Annotated in this window: 17 protein-coding genes; 7 read left to right on the forward strand and 10 right to left on the reverse strand. The window is 56.3% G+C overall.

The genetic code is table 11. The annotated features are described in order from the left end of the window. Positions 1 to 18: 18 nt before the first annotated feature. The 7 genes from M8010_RS10005 to ffh form a co-directional block, all read right to left on the reverse strand. Positions 19 to 759 (reverse strand): DsbC family protein, encoded by a 741-nt coding sequence (locus tag M8010_RS10005; protein WP_250090859.1) that lies wholly within the window; start codon positions 757 to 759, stop codon positions 19 to 21. A 129-nt stretch (positions 760 to 888) separates the two neighbouring features. After that, the gene (gene xerD, locus M8010_RS10010; RefSeq protein ID WP_502846215.1) at positions 889 to 1,791 is read right to left on the reverse strand and encodes a site-specific tyrosine recombinase XerD; all 903 of its coding nucleotides are present in this window, start codon (positions 1,789 to 1,791) and stop codon (positions 889 to 891) included. 141 nt (positions 1,792 to 1,932) lie between these two features. Continuing rightward, positions 1,933 to 2,289 (reverse strand): 50S ribosomal protein L19, encoded by a 357-nt coding sequence (rplS, locus tag M8010_RS10015; RefSeq protein WP_135801415.1) that lies wholly within the window; start codon positions 2,287 to 2,289, stop codon positions 1,933 to 1,935. 26 nt (positions 2,290 to 2,315) lie between these two features. Beyond that, the gene (gene trmD, locus M8010_RS10020; protein ID WP_250090862.1) at positions 2,316 to 3,074 is read right to left on the reverse strand and encodes a tRNA (guanosine(37)-N1)-methyltransferase TrmD; all 759 of its coding nucleotides are present in this window, start codon (positions 3,072 to 3,074) and stop codon (positions 2,316 to 2,318) included. A 3-nt stretch (positions 3,075 to 3,077) separates the two neighbouring features. Further along, the gene (gene rimM / locus M8010_RS10025) at positions 3,078 to 3,605 is read right to left on the reverse strand and encodes a ribosome maturation factor RimM (RefSeq protein ID WP_250090863.1); all 528 of its coding nucleotides are present in this window, start codon (positions 3,603 to 3,605) and stop codon (positions 3,078 to 3,080) included. A gap of 33 nt (positions 3,606 to 3,638) precedes the next feature. Beyond that, entirely contained in the window at positions 3,639 to 3,893 is a 255-nt protein-coding gene (gene rpsP, locus M8010_RS10030; protein WP_250090864.1) for a 30S ribosomal protein S16, read from the reverse strand. A gap of 143 nt (positions 3,894 to 4,036) precedes the next feature. Further along, the gene (ffh, locus tag M8010_RS10035) at positions 4,037 to 5,425 is read right to left on the reverse strand and encodes a signal recognition particle protein (RefSeq protein WP_250090866.1); all 1,389 of its coding nucleotides are present in this window, start codon (positions 5,423 to 5,425) and stop codon (positions 4,037 to 4,039) included. 179 nt (positions 5,426 to 5,604) lie between these two features. On the opposite strand from ffh, the gene M8010_RS10040 reads away from it, so the two are divergent. The 5 genes from M8010_RS10040 to M8010_RS10060 all read left to right on the forward strand — a co-directional run bounded on the left by M8010_RS10040 (position 5,605) and on the right by M8010_RS10060 (position 11,621). Continuing rightward, entirely contained in the window at positions 5,605 to 6,411 is an 807-nt protein-coding gene (locus tag M8010_RS10040; RefSeq protein ID WP_250090867.1) for a cytochrome C assembly family protein, read from the forward strand. Positions 6,412 to 6,508: 97 nt separating this feature from the next. Further along, positions 6,509 to 7,786, forward strand: a complete 1,278-nt coding sequence (locus M8010_RS10045; protein ID WP_250090868.1) for an HlyC/CorC family transporter — start codon at positions 6,509 to 6,511, stop codon at positions 7,784 to 7,786. Between the two features lie 123 nt (positions 7,787 to 7,909). Continuing rightward, positions 7,910 to 8,512, forward strand: a complete 603-nt coding sequence (locus M8010_RS10050) for a Yip1 family protein (RefSeq protein WP_250090870.1) — start codon at positions 7,910 to 7,912, stop codon at positions 8,510 to 8,512. A gap of 186 nt (positions 8,513 to 8,698) precedes the next feature. Further along, a complete protein-coding gene (locus tag M8010_RS10055; protein WP_250090871.1) occupies positions 8,699 to 10,927 on the forward strand; it encodes a DUF1631 domain-containing protein in 2,229 nt (742 codons plus the stop codon). A 10-nt stretch (positions 10,928 to 10,937) separates the two neighbouring features. Continuing rightward, positions 10,938 to 11,621 (forward strand): energy transducer TonB family protein, encoded by a 684-nt coding sequence (locus M8010_RS10060; RefSeq protein ID WP_250090873.1) that lies wholly within the window; start codon positions 10,938 to 10,940, stop codon positions 11,619 to 11,621. Between the two features lie 11 nt (positions 11,622 to 11,632). Here M8010_RS10060 and grxD read toward each other — a convergent pair whose 3' ends face one another. After that, entirely contained in the window at positions 11,633 to 11,959 is a 327-nt protein-coding gene (grxD, locus tag M8010_RS10065) for a Grx4 family monothiol glutaredoxin (RefSeq protein WP_284048048.1), read from the reverse strand. Between the two features lie 328 nt (positions 11,960 to 12,287). On the opposite strand from grxD, the gene argF reads away from it, so the two are divergent. Further along, positions 12,288 to 13,202 carry an ornithine carbamoyltransferase gene (gene argF, locus M8010_RS10070; protein ID WP_250090876.1) on the forward strand — a complete coding sequence of 305 codons (915 nt, stop codon included), beginning with the start codon at positions 12,288 to 12,290 and terminating at the stop codon, positions 13,200 to 13,202. 4 nt (positions 13,203 to 13,206) lie between these two features. Further along, positions 13,207 to 14,277: an ABC transporter ATP-binding protein gene (locus tag M8010_RS10075; RefSeq protein ID WP_250090877.1), complete on the forward strand. Its 1,071-nt coding sequence runs from the start codon at positions 13,207 to 13,209 to the stop codon at positions 14,275 to 14,277. Positions 14,278 to 14,297: 20 nt separating this feature from the next. Here M8010_RS10075 and glpK read toward each other — a convergent pair whose 3' ends face one another. Continuing rightward, entirely contained in the window at positions 14,298 to 15,779 is a 1,482-nt protein-coding gene (gene glpK, locus M8010_RS10080; RefSeq protein ID WP_250090878.1) for a glycerol kinase GlpK, read from the reverse strand. Positions 15,780 to 16,059: 280 nt separating this feature from the next. Further along, the gene (locus M8010_RS10085) at positions 16,060 to 17,634 is read right to left on the reverse strand and encodes an ATP-binding protein (RefSeq protein ID WP_250090879.1); all 1,575 of its coding nucleotides are present in this window, start codon (positions 17,632 to 17,634) and stop codon (positions 16,060 to 16,062) included. Positions 17,635 to 17,647 lie beyond the last annotated feature (13 nt).

The raw sequence follows: 17,647 nt of genomic DNA on the forward strand, positions 1-17,647 counted from the left end.
CTGCAAGACGGTAGCGTATCAGAGCAGCCCGAGGCCTTCAGCCAGTTTTTCCGCCGGGACGTAACCACGCACCATATTACCGTCTTCCAGGACAATAGCCGGGGTACCTGTTACACCAACACGACCACCAAGCCGGAACTGATCGGCAACCGGATTTTCACAGCTCTGGTCTTCGACCTCGCGCCCCTGTTTGGCAGCATCCATCGCTGCCTGCTGATCATCCGCACACCAGACTGAAATGTACTTGCGGAACGAGCGAGTATTAGGCCCGGACCGTGGGAAGCCATAATAATGAACGGTAATGCCCATTTCATTGAGCTGCGGTACTTCGTCATGCAGTTTGCGGCAATAGGGGCAGTCGATATCGGTAAACACTGCCACGGAGGCCTTTTCCTCACCCTTGGCGGCGTAGCTGATAAGACCCCGATCACCAAACTCATCCATCGCTCGGGCCCGTTGTGACGCCCTTCCCTGCTCTGAGACATTGGCGATGCCATTGCTGGTGACCTTAAGGAGATCTCCGGTCAGAATGTACTGACCGTCGGCGGTGGTGAAAATGGTATCACCGTTATTGCTGTATACCTCGTAGAGACCGGTGGCCTCGGACTCTCGTACCTCAGAAATTTTCAGTCCCGGAACCGCGGCAGTCAGTTTCTCGGCAATCGTATCCTCGACTTCGCCCGCATGAACTGCTGTCGCACCTGCGACGGCAGCAGCAACGAACAGCAGACAGGATTTGAACAGGTTGTTGATCAGCATATTGGATTCCAATCTAAAAGGCTCACTGGGTAGTCAAACATCAGGGCGACGAGGCCTCGCCGCGTTGTTGCGACACCGCCTGCCCTAAAAAGTTCAGTCTATCAGGGCGCATCACCGCCGCATAACCAGCTAGCCCCGGGGATGATGTGACTGGTGCAGCGACTGCAGCCTCTGGCGCGCTACGTGAGTGTATATCTGCGTGGTAGACAGGTCCGAATGGCCCAGCAGCATCTGCACTACCCGCAGATCGGCCCCGTTATTCAGCAAATGAGTGGCAAAAGCATGCCGCAGGGTGTGGGGTGACAAGTGCTTGTGGATACCCGCCCGCGCCGCATAATGCTTTATGCGGTGCCAGAACGTCTGCCGCGTCATCGCAGCCGGGCGGTTTCCGGGAAACAGCGCATCGCAGGACCGACCCTTGAGAAGCTCACCACGCCCTTCTTTCATGTAACGCACCAGCCAGTCAATAGCCTCTTCTCCGAGAGGAATGAGGCGCTCCTTGCCCCCCTTGCCAACAATCCTGATCACACCCTGGCGCAGGTTGACCTCATCGACAGTCAGCTCTACCAGTTCCGACACCCGCAAACCGCAGCCGTAAAGAATTTCCATCATCGCCTTGTCGCGGAGTTCGATGGCCACCTCGGCATCTGGTTCGGACAGCAGATTGTCCACATCCTCCTCTGACAGGGAGTCAGGCAGCCTCCGGGGCAGCTTTGGGCTGTCGATGCGCAACGTCGGATCCTCGGATATAACGCCCTCACGCAGAAGATAGCGATAGAACCGCCGCAATCCCGACAGGCGACGAGCGGCCGTCGACGTCTTGAAGCCATCCGCCAGTCCCCGGGAAATCCACGCCAGCAGATCGGTACGGCGCACCTCCGTCAGCAACGGCTTGCCCGGTTGATCCCGAAGCCAGGCCGCCAACCGCTCAAGATCACTGCGATACGCCTGACGGGTTTTCTCACCCAATCCGTCCTCAAGCCATACAGCATCGGTAAAGCGAAGGATAATCGCTTCGTCCTGTGACCGCAGTTCAGCCCTGGTGTTGGGTTTCCGGTTCATGCCAGATTACTCGAAACAGAACGCACGAATTTGCGGCCCGGGGAGCGGATACGAAAAAGGCAGCCAGTGGCTGCCTTTTCCTGACGAACTGTAATCAGCAACCCGTGCCGATCAGCCCAGCTTTTCCTTGATGCGAGCTGCCTTACCAGACAGATCGCGCAGGTAATAAAGCTTGGCCTGGCGAACGTCGCCACGACGCTTCACGCTGATGCTATCGATCAGCTTGGAGAAGGTCTGGAAAGTACGCTCTACGCCCACGCCGTAGGAAATTTTCCGTACGGTGAAGGAAGAGTTCATGCCGCGGTTGCGCTTGCCGATAACAACGCCCTCGAACGCCTGCAGACGCTCACGGTTGCCTTCAGTTACACGCACCTGGATAACCACGGTATCACCCGGCGCAAAGGCTGGGACTTCCTTGGTCATCTGCTCTGATTCAATCTGACTGATGATGTTGTTCTTGCCGCTCATCGTTAGTGCTCCTGATACCCAATCTTTTAATGCCCTGACAATTCAGAGGCACCCGGTTCGTTCAAAATCTCTTCCAGCAGCTCACGCTCTTCGTCCGTAAACACCCGCTTTTCCAGCAGGTCGGGGCGTCGCTCCCGGGTTCGCCTCAGCGACTGTTTGAGCCGCCAACGCCGGATCTGATCATGGTGACCGCCCAATAAAACATCCGGCACCGCCTGACCTTCGTATACCTCGGGCCGGGTGTAGTGCGGACAATCCAGCAAACCGTCAGCAAAGGAATCCTGCTCTGCCGACTGCGCATGACCCAGCGCTCCGGGGATGAGGCGTGTAACCGCATCGATAACGGCCATGGCTGCCAGCTCACCACCTGAGAGCACGAAATCTCCCAGCGACACCTCCCGGTCAACCTCGGCCGATATCAGACGTTCATCGACGCCTTCGTACCGCCCGGCTACCAGAATGAGGTTCTGTGCTGCTGCCAGTGACTCAACCACCTTCTGGCTCATCGGCTCCCCCTGGGGAGACAGATAAACCACGCAAGCCTTGCCAGGTGCCGACGCTCTGGCCGCATGAATGGCATCCCTGAGCGGCTGAATCTTCATCAGCATGCCCGGGCCGCCTCCATAAGGCCGGTCGTCAACGGTGCGGTGACGATCGTGGGTATATTCCCGCGGATTCCATGCACTGAAAGTCAGCAAACCATCTCTGACCGCCCTGCTGGTAATACCGTAATCTGTCACCGCGGCAAACATTTCCGGGAACAGACTGACTGCGCCAATCCACACCCGTCAGAACTCCGGATCCCAGTCAACCACAATGCGCGATTCGCCCAGTTCCACGCTCCGGACCACCTGGTCCGGAAGGTAGGGAATCAGCCGCTCGCGCTGGTCAATGGAGGCATCGGTTGCCCTCACCACCAGGACATCGTTGGAGCCGGTCTCTATCAGATGATGCACCCTGCCGAGGCACTCATTCTCCGTCGTGAACACGCCCAGCCCTTCCAACTGGTACCAGTAGTATTCCCCTTCGGGTAACTCTGGCAACTCCTCGGTGGGCACAATAACGTCCGCGCCGCAATAACCGCGCGCCACTTCACGATCGCTAATACCTTTCAGCCTGACAACGATCCCCTGGCCCTGCCGACGACCTTCCTCAAGCCTTGCTGGGATACGCTTGCCGTCGTGGACCAGCGTCCAGTCCCGATAGTTCAGTATCCCTTCTCTGGGGTCCGTGAACGAGTGGACTTTCAGCCACCCTTTGACCCCAAACACCGAGGTAATCTGACCAATCACAGTTTCCTGCGAATGCTGAGCCATACCCGAACCCCGGTGGTGAAACGTTATTACTGTTTACGCCTGCTGCTCTGCGGCAGCGCCTTTTAGCAGCTGTGCCACACGCTCGCTGGTCTGCGCGCCCAGACCCAACCAATGATCAATGCGATCACGATCAATACGCAGACGCTCTTCCTGGCCGCGGGCGACCGGGTTAAAGAAACCAACGCGCTCGATAAAACGACCGTCGCGGGATTTGCGGCTATCTGTCACTGTCAGATGGTAGAACGGGCGCTTCTTGGAGCCACCACGAGCCAAACGGATTATTACCATTTCGACCAATATCCTGTTCTGTTTTGCGAACTTTGTACGATTCACACCGGCCAAACCATGGCTGGCGCGAAGACCCATACTCGAAAGGGGCGCTATTCTATGCTAAATCAACGCCAAAGAAAACAGGGAATACATCCCGGTTTCTACATACGCCCACGCGGGGGCATGCCACCAGCTCCACCGCCCGGCGGCATCATACCGCCAAGACCACGCATCATGTTAGCCATTCCGCCTTTTTTGCCGAATTTCTTCATCATTTTTTGCATTTGCTTGTGCTGCTTGAGCAGGCGATTCACGTCCTGAATCTGGGTACCGGACCCTGTCGCAATGCGGCGCTTGCGGGAGTTGTTGATCACGTCAGGGTAGCGGCGCTCCTTTGCGGTCATTGAGCAGATGATAGCTTCCATCTGCCCCATGGACTTGTCATTCACCTGCTGCTGGGCCATTTGCGCCATCTGGCCCATCCCCGGCAGCTTGTCCATCAGGCCGCCGATACCACCCATGCTTTTCATCTGTTGGAGCTGGTCGCGGAAATCCTCGAGATCGAAGCTTTTACCCTTCTTGATCTTCTTGGTCAGCTTCTGGGCTTTCTTCTGGTCAATCTTGCGCTCGGCCTCCTCTATAAGAGAAAGCACATCGCCCATTCCCAGAATCCGCGATGCAACCCGGTCCGGATGGAACGGTTCCAGGGCATCAGACTTTTCGCCCACACCCAGGAACTTGATCGGTTTGCCGGTGATGTGGCGAACAGAAAGCGCGGCACCGCCACGGGCATCGCCATCGGTCTTGGTGAGAACCACACCGGTCAGCGGCAGCGCATCATTGAAGGCCTTGGCGGTGTTGACGGCATCCTGACCGGTCATGGCATCCACCACGAACAGCGTCTCGACCGGGTTTACCGCTTTGTGCAGGCGACCTATCTCCCCCATCATCTGCTCGTCGACATGGAGGCGGCCGGCAGTATCCAGAATGACGACATCTATATGTTTCTTGCGGGCGGCATCCATTGCGCCGTTGGCAATGTCTACCGGATCCTGATCGGCGGAACTGGGGAAGAACTCAACACCCACTTCCCCGGCCAGGGTTTCCAACTGGCGAATCGCCGCAGGACGATAAACGTCTGCGCTCACCACCATCACGGACTTTTTGTGACGCTCTTTCAAAAATCGGGACAGTTTGGCAACAGTGGTGGTTTTACCCGCGCCCTGCAAACCGGCCATCATGATCACAGCCGGTGGCGCCACTGCAAGGTTAAGGGACTCGTTGCCATCCCCCATCACGCGCTCCAGCTCCTGCTGGACCACTTTTACAAACACCTGCCCCGGGCTAAGACTGCGCTGAACCTCCTGGCCAATGGCTCTCTGGCGTACGCCCTCTACAAATGCCTTGACCACTGGCAGGGCAACGTCCGCCTCCAAAAGCGCCATGCGAACTTCACGCAGCGTTTCCTTTATATTGTCGTCGGTCAGCCGCGCCTGACCTGATATCTTGCGCAGACTGCCGGAAAGTCGATCCTGGAGGTTTTCAAACATGTTGCTCTTCCGTACCCGGATTAATTGAGTGCATGAAACACCGGAACCTGATCAGGCTCCTTGATTCCTGTTGCATAATCGCGACATTATAACCAGACTATCGCCCTGAAACGACCAGCCCGGTCAAATCGGTGTGAAACCCCGCCGCCCCCCAGTCAGAGAGTGGTTAAAAGGAAGTCATGGGAACGCTGATCCTCGCGGTCACTTCATTATTACTGTACAGCATCGGTACTGCCCTGCAGGCGCTCAGCTTCCGGGGCCGGGTGCACGCCAATATTGCAGTAACCACTCTCATCGGCATGCTGGCGCTGACCGCTCACGGCCTGTTGATCGCCCAGACGGTTCACCGGGAAGGCGGATTCGATTTCGGCCTCTTCCAGAGCTCGGTGCTTATTTCCTGGCTGATTGTATTCCTGCTACTCGGGCTCAACCTTCGCAAGCCTGTCCAGAGCCTTTTCCTTGGCGTCTACCCCATCGCGGCGCTGACCATCATCATGGCGCTGATCACCCATTCTTCATCCCGGCTGGTCCCGGAATACAGCTACGGTATGCTCTCCCACATCGCGCTGTCGATTACAGCGTACAGCCTGTTTACCCTGGCGGCTATACAGGCAGCTCTGCTGTACCTCCAGAACCGCCAGCTCAAGCACAATTACAACAGCATACTGATCAGAAACCTTCCACCCCTGCAGACCATGGAGTCCCTGCTGTTTGAAATGGTCTGGGCAGGCGTGGTGATGCTGGTGCTGGCCATTGTTACCGGTGCACTGTTCATCGACGATATCTTTGCCCAGGACCTGGCTCACAAAACAGTATTTTCGCTTCTGTCCCTGACGGTCTTCCTGGCACTACTCATCGGGCGCTATACCCGTGGATGGCGCGGTATAACCGCCAGCCGCTGGACGCTTGCGGGTTGTGCCCTGCTGATGCTCGCCTTCTACGGTAGCAAGTTTGTGCTCGAACTGGTCTTCCACCGGGGCGGCTGATGGCGGTCACAACAGCCCCCGATCCGGTGCGAACTTGACACCGCGATCGCCAACCACCTACTTTCTTTTCTTGTCAGCAACATAAGGACATTCAGTCTTGAACGAAACATCGCTAACCGCGCTGTTCATCATCCTGGCAGGACTTATCCTACTGTCCGCCTTCTTCTCCAGCTCCGAAACCGGCATGATGTCGCTCAATCGTTACCGGTTGAAGCACATGGCCAAAACCGGCCACAGGGGCGCGAAACGTGCACAGTCATTACTGAATCGCACAGACCAGCTGATTGGCGTCATCCTGATCGGCAACAATTTCGTCAACATTTTTGCTTCAGCGATTGCGACAGTTATCGCTATTCGCATCTGGGGCGATGCCGGCATAGCCATTGCCACCGTGCTGCTGACCATTGTCATTCTGATATTTGCAGAAGTAACACCAAAAACCCTTGCAGCCCTGTTTCCCGAGAAAATTGCTTTTCCCGCCAGCCACGTGCTGGGCCCACTACTGAAGATACTTTACCCGGTTGTCTGGGCGGTGAACCTGTTCACCGGCGCCATATTGAAAATCATCGGTGTGTCCGCCAATGACGCCGCAAACGAGCACCTCAGTCGTGAAGAACTCAGAACCCTCGTCAACGAAGCCGGTGCGCTGATCCCCGCGAAACACAAGGACATGCTGGTCAGCATTCTGGACCTGGAGAAAGTCACGGTTAATGACATCATGGTGCCCCGCAATGAAGTGGTCGGCATCGACCTGGATGACGATCTGGACACTATTCTGCGCCAGCTTAGAAGCAGCCAGCATACCCGGCTGCCGGTATTCAAGGGCGACATCAACAACATACAGGGCGTGCTTCATCTCCGTAACGTTTCCAGACTGCTTCTGCAGGATGAAATCAACAAGGCAATGCTGATGCAGCTTTGCCGGGAGCCTTACTTTATTCCGGAAAGCACACCACTGAACACTCAGCTGATTAACTTCCAGAAAGCAAAGCGGCGCTTCGGCATCGTGGTTGACGAGTACGGAGAAGTTCTTGGCCTGGCCACTCTCGAAGACATCCTGGAAGAAATCGTTGGCGAGTTCACGACTGATTACGCCGCCACCAGCCCGGACATCATCCCCCAGGAAGATGGCACCTTTATTATCGACGGCACCTCTGCTGTCAGAACCATTAACAAGACTCTGGGCTGGAAGCTTCCCATTGATGGTCCCAAGACTCTCAACGGCCTGATCACCGAAGCCCTGGAAAACATTCCCGAAACGAACGTCTGCCTGAAAGTTGGTGGACACCGTGTTGAAGTACTGCAGATCAAGGATAACGTGGTCAAGGCTGCTATCGTTCACCCCCGGAAACGGAAAAAGCGTACAGCCAATTAGACCGTAAAGTTATAAAAAAAATTTCCTTAGAAACATCATAATTTAATCTTTCTCTTGACCGGACAGCCGTTCCCGCCAAGACTGAGGGCGTACAACACAACAATAATGAACAGGAGTACGTCCATGAGTTTAACCCATACTGTGGGTCTGCTTACCCATCCGGATCGTGAGTGGGAAGCCATTCGCAACGAACCTGAATCCATTGGTAAGCTTTATCTCGGCCACGTTTTATTGCTGGCACTGATCCCTGCCCTGGCGGGCTTCTACGGCAGCACCCAGGTTGGCTGGCAGATTGGTGACGGCCAGGTTATCAGGCTGACATCAACCAGTGCGCTACAGCTCTCCGTCCTCTTTTATGGAGCCATGCTGGCGGGCATTTATATCATCGGGCGTTTCATTGACTTTTTTGCCGCGACCTATGAAGTAAAAGACAGCACCCCCAGAGGTATTACGCTGGCAGCCTACACCGCAACACCGGTGTTTTTGTTGGGCATAACTGCGGTATACCCTAATATCTGGGTGAATATGATAGTGGGTCTGATCGCCGTTACCTATGCGGTCTATCTGCTTTATGAGGGGCTGCCAATACTGATGAAAATACCGGAAGATCGCGGATTCATGTTCGCTTCTGCCGTGCTGACTGTTGGCCTGGTCATGTTTGTTGGCCTGCTTGCCATTACCGTAGTGATATGGAGTGTGGGTATTGGCCCGGTGTATGTAAGCTGACACCAGCCAACACGATTCTCTGAAAACCGGGGTGCCTTGTGGCATCCCGGGATTTTTTATTTATAGGCTCAGTTAGCATTTGGTCATGTTACCGAGTGTTAAAATGAGGTAGATTTAACGTATAAACAATAAACACAGTTGTAAGCTCGGTCATGTATCCGGTTGAGGCGTACACAGGAGTCGGCCATGAATAAGCAGTCCGGCATACATTATCTCCGCGAGCACCGGGAGGCTGGGAGTTCAAATCCCGTACCTGCACAGGTGGTCCGCATCCGTGACACTGTCGTTGCCGGACTGGGAGATTTGTTGCAGGGTGCGTTTGACGCAGTTGATGACTCACTGTTCGAGCTGGCCAACAATGCCAGAAGCAACAATGAGCAGAACCGTTATTTCGAAGCCATGCGCGAAATCCGCATCAAGCGGAAGGGTGTGGAACGCCATTTTCAGAATGCGGTCGGTCAGCTGTTTGCAAATCCACCCCGAAGCGGCAGCGTAGCTGCGGATGAAAGCCTGGCCAGCCAGACCAACTCTGACAGCCTGTCGTTAGTGGGTGATGAAGACCTGGAAGAACAGGTCGCCCTCAACGCCATGATCACCAAATCCAAGGTTCACTTTCAGGGCCCGCTGCTTCAGCTGCAAACCCGGTTCAGTGTTGTCTACCCGGGCGCCAGCGAAGAATCTCCCGTCAACCCCATGGCTCCCGAACACCTGTGCAGCGCCTTTGTGGAAGCCATCCAGGCGCTCGAAATCCAGATTCGCGAGCGCCTCATCCTGCTCAAGCAATTTGATCGGTACGTGGTATCCAATCTGGGTATGTTGCTGGACGAGGCAAACCGGATACTGATCCAGGCCGGTGTCATCCCGAACTTCCGCTATCACGGCAAGGCCGGCAAGCAACAGGGTGGCACCTCGCCCCAGGGCGCCACTGCCGGCGAAACAACCGGAGAAGCCGGACCGGCCGCAAGCGATCAGCAAGGGCATCACGAAGGCGCAATGTTCGAGCAGATCCGGCAGATGCTCGCCCATCAGCGAGCCAATGCCGGCATCCCGCCGCGGGCGTCTGACCCGAACGTTCATGTTATCGGCGGCGCAGAGCTCGCCAGCCTGCTCGGATCGCTCCCACAGCAACCCCCGGGCGAGCAGGTCAGAGGCAACCTGAGTGCGGGCGAACCAGTGATGGTCGATCTGTACCAGGTTGTTCAGCAGTTGCTCGCCCAGGCCGGGAACACCAGCGATGGCAAAAAGCCGGCACTGAACGAAATGGACGAGGATCTCATCAACCTGGTGTCCATGCTGTTCGAATTTATTCTGGACGATTACAACCTGTCGGCGCCAGTACAGGTTCTGATCAGCCGTCTGCAGATTCCGATTCTCAAGGTGGTTATCAAGGACAAGACGTTCTTCAGCAAGGCCACCCATCCAGCCCGCCGCCTGCTAAACTCACTTGCACGGGCCGGCATTGGCTGGAGTGAGAGTGACGAAAAAGCGCGGGACAAACTGTATGAGCAGATTCATGCAGTAGTCGCCCGAATCCTCAATGAATTTGACGGCGATGTAACCCTGTTCGAAACCCTGGGTGAAGAGTTTGAGCAGTTCCTGGCCCGGGAGAACCGCAAGTCCTCCCTGGTTGAGCAGCGCACCAGGGAATCCGAACGTGGTCGCATCAAATCACAGAAAGCCCAGGAGACTGTAGATCAGCTGCTGCAAAAAAAGCTGGCGCGCTACAAACTCCAGGAACCGGTGCGCAACATTCTGCTGAATGGTTGGAGTCGGGTCATGTTTCTGGCTTATCTGCGGGATGACGTGGAACATCGCTGGCCGCAGACCGTGCGGGTTGTGGACGACCTGATATGGTGCCTGCATCCCCATCAGGATGATGAAGAGCGGGACCAGTGGGTAAGAGTGGTGCCCGGGCTGCTGAAATCACTCAGAGCCGGCCTTGAGGAAGTCTCCTACAACTCATCCAAGCTGGATGAAATGATGTCGGACCTCAAGCATGAGTTAACCGAAGCCTTCCGTGCCAATGCACTGGCAGAAGCCATGGAAGACGCTCCAGCGCCGGAACCAGAGGATGAAGACTCTATTGGCCACCCAACTGCCATACAGCGGCAACAGGAGCTGGAAGACGCAGCAATCGCCGAATTTGTGGCACAGATCGACGCCATTGAAATCGGCAACTGGGTAGAGTTCAATCTGGTTAACGGTGCCAGCTTCCGCTGCAAGCTGTCTGCGATTATCGAGGAAGCCGATAGTTTTGTCTTCGTTAACCGCATGGGACTCAAGGTTATTGAAAAATCCCGCACCGACCTTGCCCATGAGATGCGACGCGGACGCCTGACCGTTCTTGAACAGGGTGCGCTGATTGACCGGGCACTGGACGCCGTGGTGGGTAGCTTGCGGAGTAAGGCGGGGTAAGCGGGAGTCAATGCTGGAGTCTGGCAGTGTTACCGGCCTCCCGGGCAAGTACCGGATTACGCTCGCAATGTCGATTGCCTTCCTGCTCCACACACTGGTGATGTCAGTGCTGTCTTTCACGCCTCCCGAGACGGAGAACCATCGGCAAACCATGCGGGTGGAGCTGGTCAGCGCCGGTAGCGAACCTTCACCGAAAACCGTAACGAGTACAGCAACGCAAAACCAGGAAGAGTTTCCTCACTTGGCAGCCGCGGAAAGGACCGGCTCTCAGCCTAACGATCAACCTTCGGACCAATCCAGCCAGTCTCGCACATCCACTGCTTCAGTCGCTGGCAGCCCGGTGGCGACCGTCCAGACAGATCCGGAGCCGGTTACGCAGATCAGCCGATCACCACAGGATACTGACCCCTACCTGGCCAGTCTGGCAGCCCGGGTTGGCGATGAGCTGAACAAACGTCCTGTCCCCTCCAGTCATCGCGTTGCGAAGCCAGTAAACATGGAACTGGAATTAAAGCTGATGGGCAGTGGCGCACTGACCAACGCAAAGGTAACTCGGTCAACAGGCTTTCAGGAGATCGACAAGGCTGTCTATCAGGCGGCACTGTTTGCCAGTCCCTACCCCGAACCGCCGGAGGAATACTCAGGAAGTGCGCGCTTCCGGGTTGAACTGATCTTCACCCCGGAGCGCCTTTAAACGCGGCTAGCTCAGGCTTCAGCCTGTTTCGCAGCGGCCTTTACCTGTTCGGTCAATTCACCACTCTCGGACATTTCCAGAATGATATCGCAGCCACCAACAAGCTCACCGTTGATATATAGCTGCGGGTAGGTCGGCCAGCTTGAATAGACCTTCAGGCCTTCACGCAACTCCTGATTATCAAGAATGTTTACGAAAGCAAACCGCTCTCCACAGGCCATCAGGGCCTGAACGGTCTTGGCGGAGAAGCCACACTGTGGCGCCTGCGGGGTACCCTTCATGTAAAGGATAATGGGGTTTTCCTCAAGCTGGCTCTTGATGGTTTCGTTGATATCCATGGACACTTACCTCTCATTGAAAACGGGATCGCCTTGCGGCCCTTTGACTACCTCCATTGTACACGTACCTGCATTGGCACCAAACATCGGCATTGACCCAGCGCAACCACCCGGTCGGTGGCGTTGTCTTAAGAACCCTGACGGGCTAGACTTAAGCTCTTGTATTTCTCAGGCAGTCAGGCAACCCCCGTCTTCGTATACCGCCAGTGCGGCTTTCGCCGCGAGCTGGCGTGTTGTCGTTTCAGGACGATGACCATTACCGGTCGGTTGCAACTACGAACACCCCGGATCTCACTGACAGGGTTATCGATTAACAAAGGGCCATAGCATGGCAGCAAGACATTTTCTCACGCTCAATGACCTGAGCTCCGACGAGCTCGAGCAACTGCTGGATCACGGCACCCTACTGCGCAACGAGTGGCACCATGGAACTGTACGGGAAACCCTAAAGAACCGCGTTCTGGCCATGATCTTCGAGAAATCCTCGACCCGTACCCGGGTTTCCTTCGAAGCCGGCATGACACAACTCGGTGGCGCTGCCCTGTTCCTGTCTCCCCGCGACACCCAGCTTGGCCGGGGAGAGCCCATTGAAGATTCTGCCATTGTGATTTCCAGCATGGTGGACGCGGTGATGATCCGAACCTTTGCCCACAGCACTGTCGAGAAGTTTGCAGCAGCGTCAAGAGCTCCCGTCATCAACGCGCTTACGGACGACTTCCACCCCTGCCAGTTGCTGGCTGACATGCAGACTTACCGCGAACATCGCGGTAGCATCCGCGGAGGCACTGTGGCATGGATCGGTGATGGCAATAACATGTGCCAGTCCTATATCAATGCAGCCGCACAATTCGGGTTCACTCTTCGCGTGGCCTGTCCGGAAGGTTACGAGCCGGACAGCAGGCTGATTGAAGAGCAGAGGCAGCATGTCTCCATTGTTCGCGACCCGGCCGAAGCGGCCAGGGAGGCGGACCTTCTGGTTACTGACGTCTGGGCTTCAATGGGCCAGGAAAATGAGCAAAAGGCGCGGGAAAAAGCCTTCCGCAATTACCAAATTAATCCTGACCTGATGAGGCTGGCAGACAAGGATGCCCTGTTCATGCACTGCCTGCCAGCCCACCGAGGTGAGGAAATCTCTGCAGACATGATGGAGCATCCCCGCTCCGTGGTCTGGGACGAAGCCGAAAACCGCCTGCATGCGCAAAAAGCACTGCTCGAGTTCCTGATTCTCAATAGACTGGACTGACTGGATGACTGAAAGCCTGGCACAGCCCACCGAATGGCTGCTGGAAGTAAACAACCTGTCCTGCGGCTATGGCGACGGTTCCGTGGTGAAGGACGTCAGCTTTGCCCTCAGCCACGGCGACATCGGCTGTCTTCTGGGCCCCAGCGGTTGCGGCAAAAGCACCATTCTGCGGGCCCTGGCGGGGTTTCTGCCGATTAACACCGGAGAGATCCGCCTGCAGTCCAGTTCCATCAGCCTTCCCGGCCGAACGCTGGCCCCGGAAAAGCGCCGAATCGGTATGGTATTTCAGGACTATGCACTTTTTCCGCACCTGACAATTGCCGAAAACGTCGGATTTGGTCTGCGCAACGAAGACCGCAACGAAAAGCACCAGAAGGTCCAGGAACTGCTGAAACTTGTTCATCTTCAGGATCTTGCCGGGAACTATCCCCATGAACTGTCCGGTGGCCAGCAGCAGCGTGTCGCGCTGGCTCGTGCGCTGGCACCAGAGCCTACTCTGATCCTTCTGGACGAGCCGTTCTCGAATCTGGACGCGGATCTTCGCAGACGACTCAGCCTGGACGTCCGCGAAATCCTGAAGACCCTCGGCATCAGTGCCATTCTGGTTACCCATGACCAGCAGGAAGCGTTTGCCATGTGCGATCAGGTAGCCGTTCTGAAGGATGGCGGCATCCAGCAGTGGGACGTGCCCTATAACCTCTACCATGAGCCGGCCAATCGCTTCGTGGCGAGCTTCGTTGGCCAGGGTGGATTCATCCCGGGCAAGACATTGGGGCCGGATACTATCGAGTCCGAGCTGGGAGTTATCCATGGCAACCGGGCCTACAAGTGGAAGCCCGGCACACTGGTGGATGTACTGATTCGGCCGGATGACATCGTTTACGACGCGGATTCGGACCTGAAACCCCGGGTTGTGGAGAAGACGTTTGCTGGCACCTCAACCCTGTATCGTTTCCGGTGCTCGGAAGATACCGAGTTCGAGGCGCTGTTCCGAAGCCATCTGGACTTCTATCTGGGCGAACATGTGCCGGTACGGGTTGAAGCCGATCATCTGATCGCATTCGAGCGGGTCTGAGCCGGCAAAGCTACGCCGGCTCAGTTATTACAGACCCGTTCAACCGAGTCCAGCCATCCGGCGTACAGCTTTTCCCTGAGAGCCGGCCCCATCACGGGGTCAAACCGGCGTTCGCGCTCCCACAATTGCGCTATTTCCTCCAGGCTTTGATAAACACCAGTCTGCAGACCGGCCAGGTAGGCCGCACCCAGGGCTGTCGTTTCCGTTACCCTGGGACGATCCACAGACACGTTGAGAATGTCTGCAAGAAACTGCATTACCCAGTCATTCACCACCATGCCACCGTCCACCCGCAATGCCTGCAGGGATGCACCATCATTCAGAATTGCCCGTATCAGGTCCTTGGTCTGGTAGCACACGGACTGCAGGCCAGCGGTGACGATTTCGCCGATGCCCGTATCCCGGGTCAATCCCATAATTGCACCGCGCGCATGGGGGTCCCAATGAGGGGCGCCAAGGCCGGTAAATGCCGGCACCAGGTAAACCGGATTGTCCACCCCAACCTCGGCGGCATAGGCGGACGACTCACTGGCGTGACTGATCAGCCGGAGCCCGTCCCGCAACCACTGCATGGCCGCGCCGGCGACAAATATGCTGCCTTCCATTGCATAGCAGGGTTTGCCGTTCAGGCGATAGGCCATGGTTGTCAGCAACCGGTTCTCCGAGCGCAGCGCTTTCTCGCCGGTATTCAGCATCAAAAAACAGCCGGTTCCGTAGGTACTCTTCGCCATGCCGGGCTCAAAACAGGCCTGACCAACCAGGGCTGCATGCTGGTCACCGGCGATACCCGCCACTTGCACGGGAGCACCCAGCCAGTGATCGTCGGTGACGCCAAAGTCGGCCGCCGAATCAAATACTTCCGGCAGTATCGCCGAAGGAACCCGAAACAGGGCCAGCAGGTCGTCGTCCCACTGTTGGTCGTGGATATTAAACAGCGCGGTACGGGAGGCGTTGGTGGCATCCGTAAGGTGTGAGCGGCCGTTGGTAAGGTTCCACAGCAGCCAGCTGTCAACGGTGCCGAAAGCGAGCTCCCCGGCTTCGGCTCTGGCCCTGGCGCCGTCAACATGATCCAGAATCCAGGCAATCTTGGTGGCTGAAAAATAGGGATCAATCAGCAGGCCGGTGCGCTCAACCACAGTGCTTTCGTGGCCATCGGATTTGAGTTTCGTACAAACCGATGCAGTGCGACGATCCTGCCAGACAATGGCGTGATGAATGGGTTCGCCGGTTGCCCGGTCCCAGATAACCGTGGTTTCACGCTGGTTGGTAATGCCGATACCCGCCAACTCTGAAGCACCTACGCCCGACTTTCTCAATGCTTCCCTGCAGACCGACAGGGTACTGTCCCAGATTTCCCGGGCATCATGTTCGACCTGACCGTCTTTGGGGAAATACTGGTGAAATTCCTGTTGCGCGGTAGCAACAGAAGTGCCGGATGCGTCAAATACAATAGCTCGGGAGCTGGTCGTCCCCTGATCGATAGCGAGCAGGTACCGGGTCATTTCAGGCGTCCTTTCAGTTTGATCAGCATCATTTTTGTTTGTTGATGCTGTAATCTTCTCAAAGGATCGGGGAGAATGTTAGCGAAAACACAATAAAAAAGAGGGCTGGAAAACCAGCCCTCAAATGACGAATGAAACAAGGAAAGTTCGTAAGAACTGCAACCTCAAAAGTCATCCCTTACACCATTAGTATCCCTCTGATCGTCAAAGCCTTCAGTTGTGGTTGTGTTGCTTGTTTGTTACATCCGGTGAGCGCCGAGAAGCCCGTCACAAAAACTGTTCAGAGGCTGTGTTCCGTCGGCTTCTTTCGGGGCCATACCAGGCTGAACCGGGCGCCACCAAGCTCATCACTGCGGCTGACAAACGCCTGACCTCCGTGCCAATAAAGAATTCTTCTGACAATCGACAAGCCTAGGCCATAACCACCAGAAGTCCGGGTGCGGCTGTCATCAAGCCGGGCAAAAGCCGTAAACACCTTCTCCCAGTCCTCCTCCGGAATGCCCGGACCATCGTCTTCGACATCGATTCGGCAATTATCTTCATCGAACTGGCAGTGCACCCTGACTTTTCGGGTGGCATAGCGCGCGGCATTCCCCACCAGGTTCTGGACCGCCCGATGCAGGTACCGGGGCTCCACATCCGACAACGACCAGCGTTCCGATTCTTCGTCAATATCCGCTTCAATACTGTACTCGGGGCGGGTCATCTGCTGTTCGCTGACCACCTGCCGGACGATGTCCGACACCGATGTCTCCTGCAGGGCGAAGACCGGCCCGCCCTGCTCCAGCCTCGCGTATGTCAGTATCTCATCAATCAACTCATCCAGTTCCTGGATATCACCGTCGATGCCATCGAGCTGCTTCTGCAACGCTTCCGGGCTACTGGCGCTCTCGATCATCTGAACGCCAAAACGTATACGCGCAACCGGCGTTCTCAATTCATGGGAAACCGCGTGGATCATTTCGCGCTGTACGCCCACCAACCTCTGGATATGCTCCGCCATGCTGTTGAAGGCGGCCGCCAACCGCGATACCAGACGGCTATCGCCGGCATCGATTCGGGCCCCCATTTCACCGCGGGCAATTCGGATGGCGACAGACTCCACGGCACGGAGGTTACTATCCACATCCCGCAGAGCGAGATAGAGCGCCAACGCCAGTACACTCCCGGCGATCACCAGTAGTAAAAGCACTACCGGCCAGGCCCAGGGATTAAACGGCGACGGCATTGCCAGATCCACCAGGGTGCCATCGTCCAGGCGAAGCAGGACATGGGCCCGGTCCTGCGACGGATGATGATAGAGTGAGATACCTCGTTCAGAGACGCGATCCAGAACATCTACATCCGGAAGTGCTGACTGGTCCTGAACAGGCGCCATTTTCACCTCCAGGGCTTCAGAAAGCTGCCCCATGGCATCTTCTCGCGCTTCAGCCGGGATGTCGTCAAGGTGGAGACGGGCTATCAGAGCAGTAGCCTCGGCAACGTCACTGTAGATATCCCGGAATCGCAGATCGAGAATACGGCCGTGACCATCGTGAATCATCACCTGCTGGCCAATGCTGGTTTGCAGCGCTACCACCTGGCCATAGGACAATCGCTCCATAATGACATCCGAGAACGGCAGATCATCGGCGGGCGTTACCCGGAAATCGTAGAAAGACTCAAGCCAGTGGTATTGCTGTTCGGGATGAGGCGTCGCGGCGATCCAATGCAAAAGTGGGCCCGAAAACCGTTCCTGCCAGAACTGCTCCCGTACTGAATTCACACCCATAAAAAGTGCAGCACAAAGCAGAAGAATCAGAAAGGTCAGGCCAATCAGGCGAGCGTAGAGCTTGAGAAAAAACTTGAGGGGCATTGCGATAACCCTG

Source organism: Marinobacter sp. ATCH36 (genome assembly GCF_023555055.1).
Classification (GTDB): domain Bacteria; phylum Pseudomonadota; class Gammaproteobacteria; order Pseudomonadales; family Oleiphilaceae; genus Marinobacter.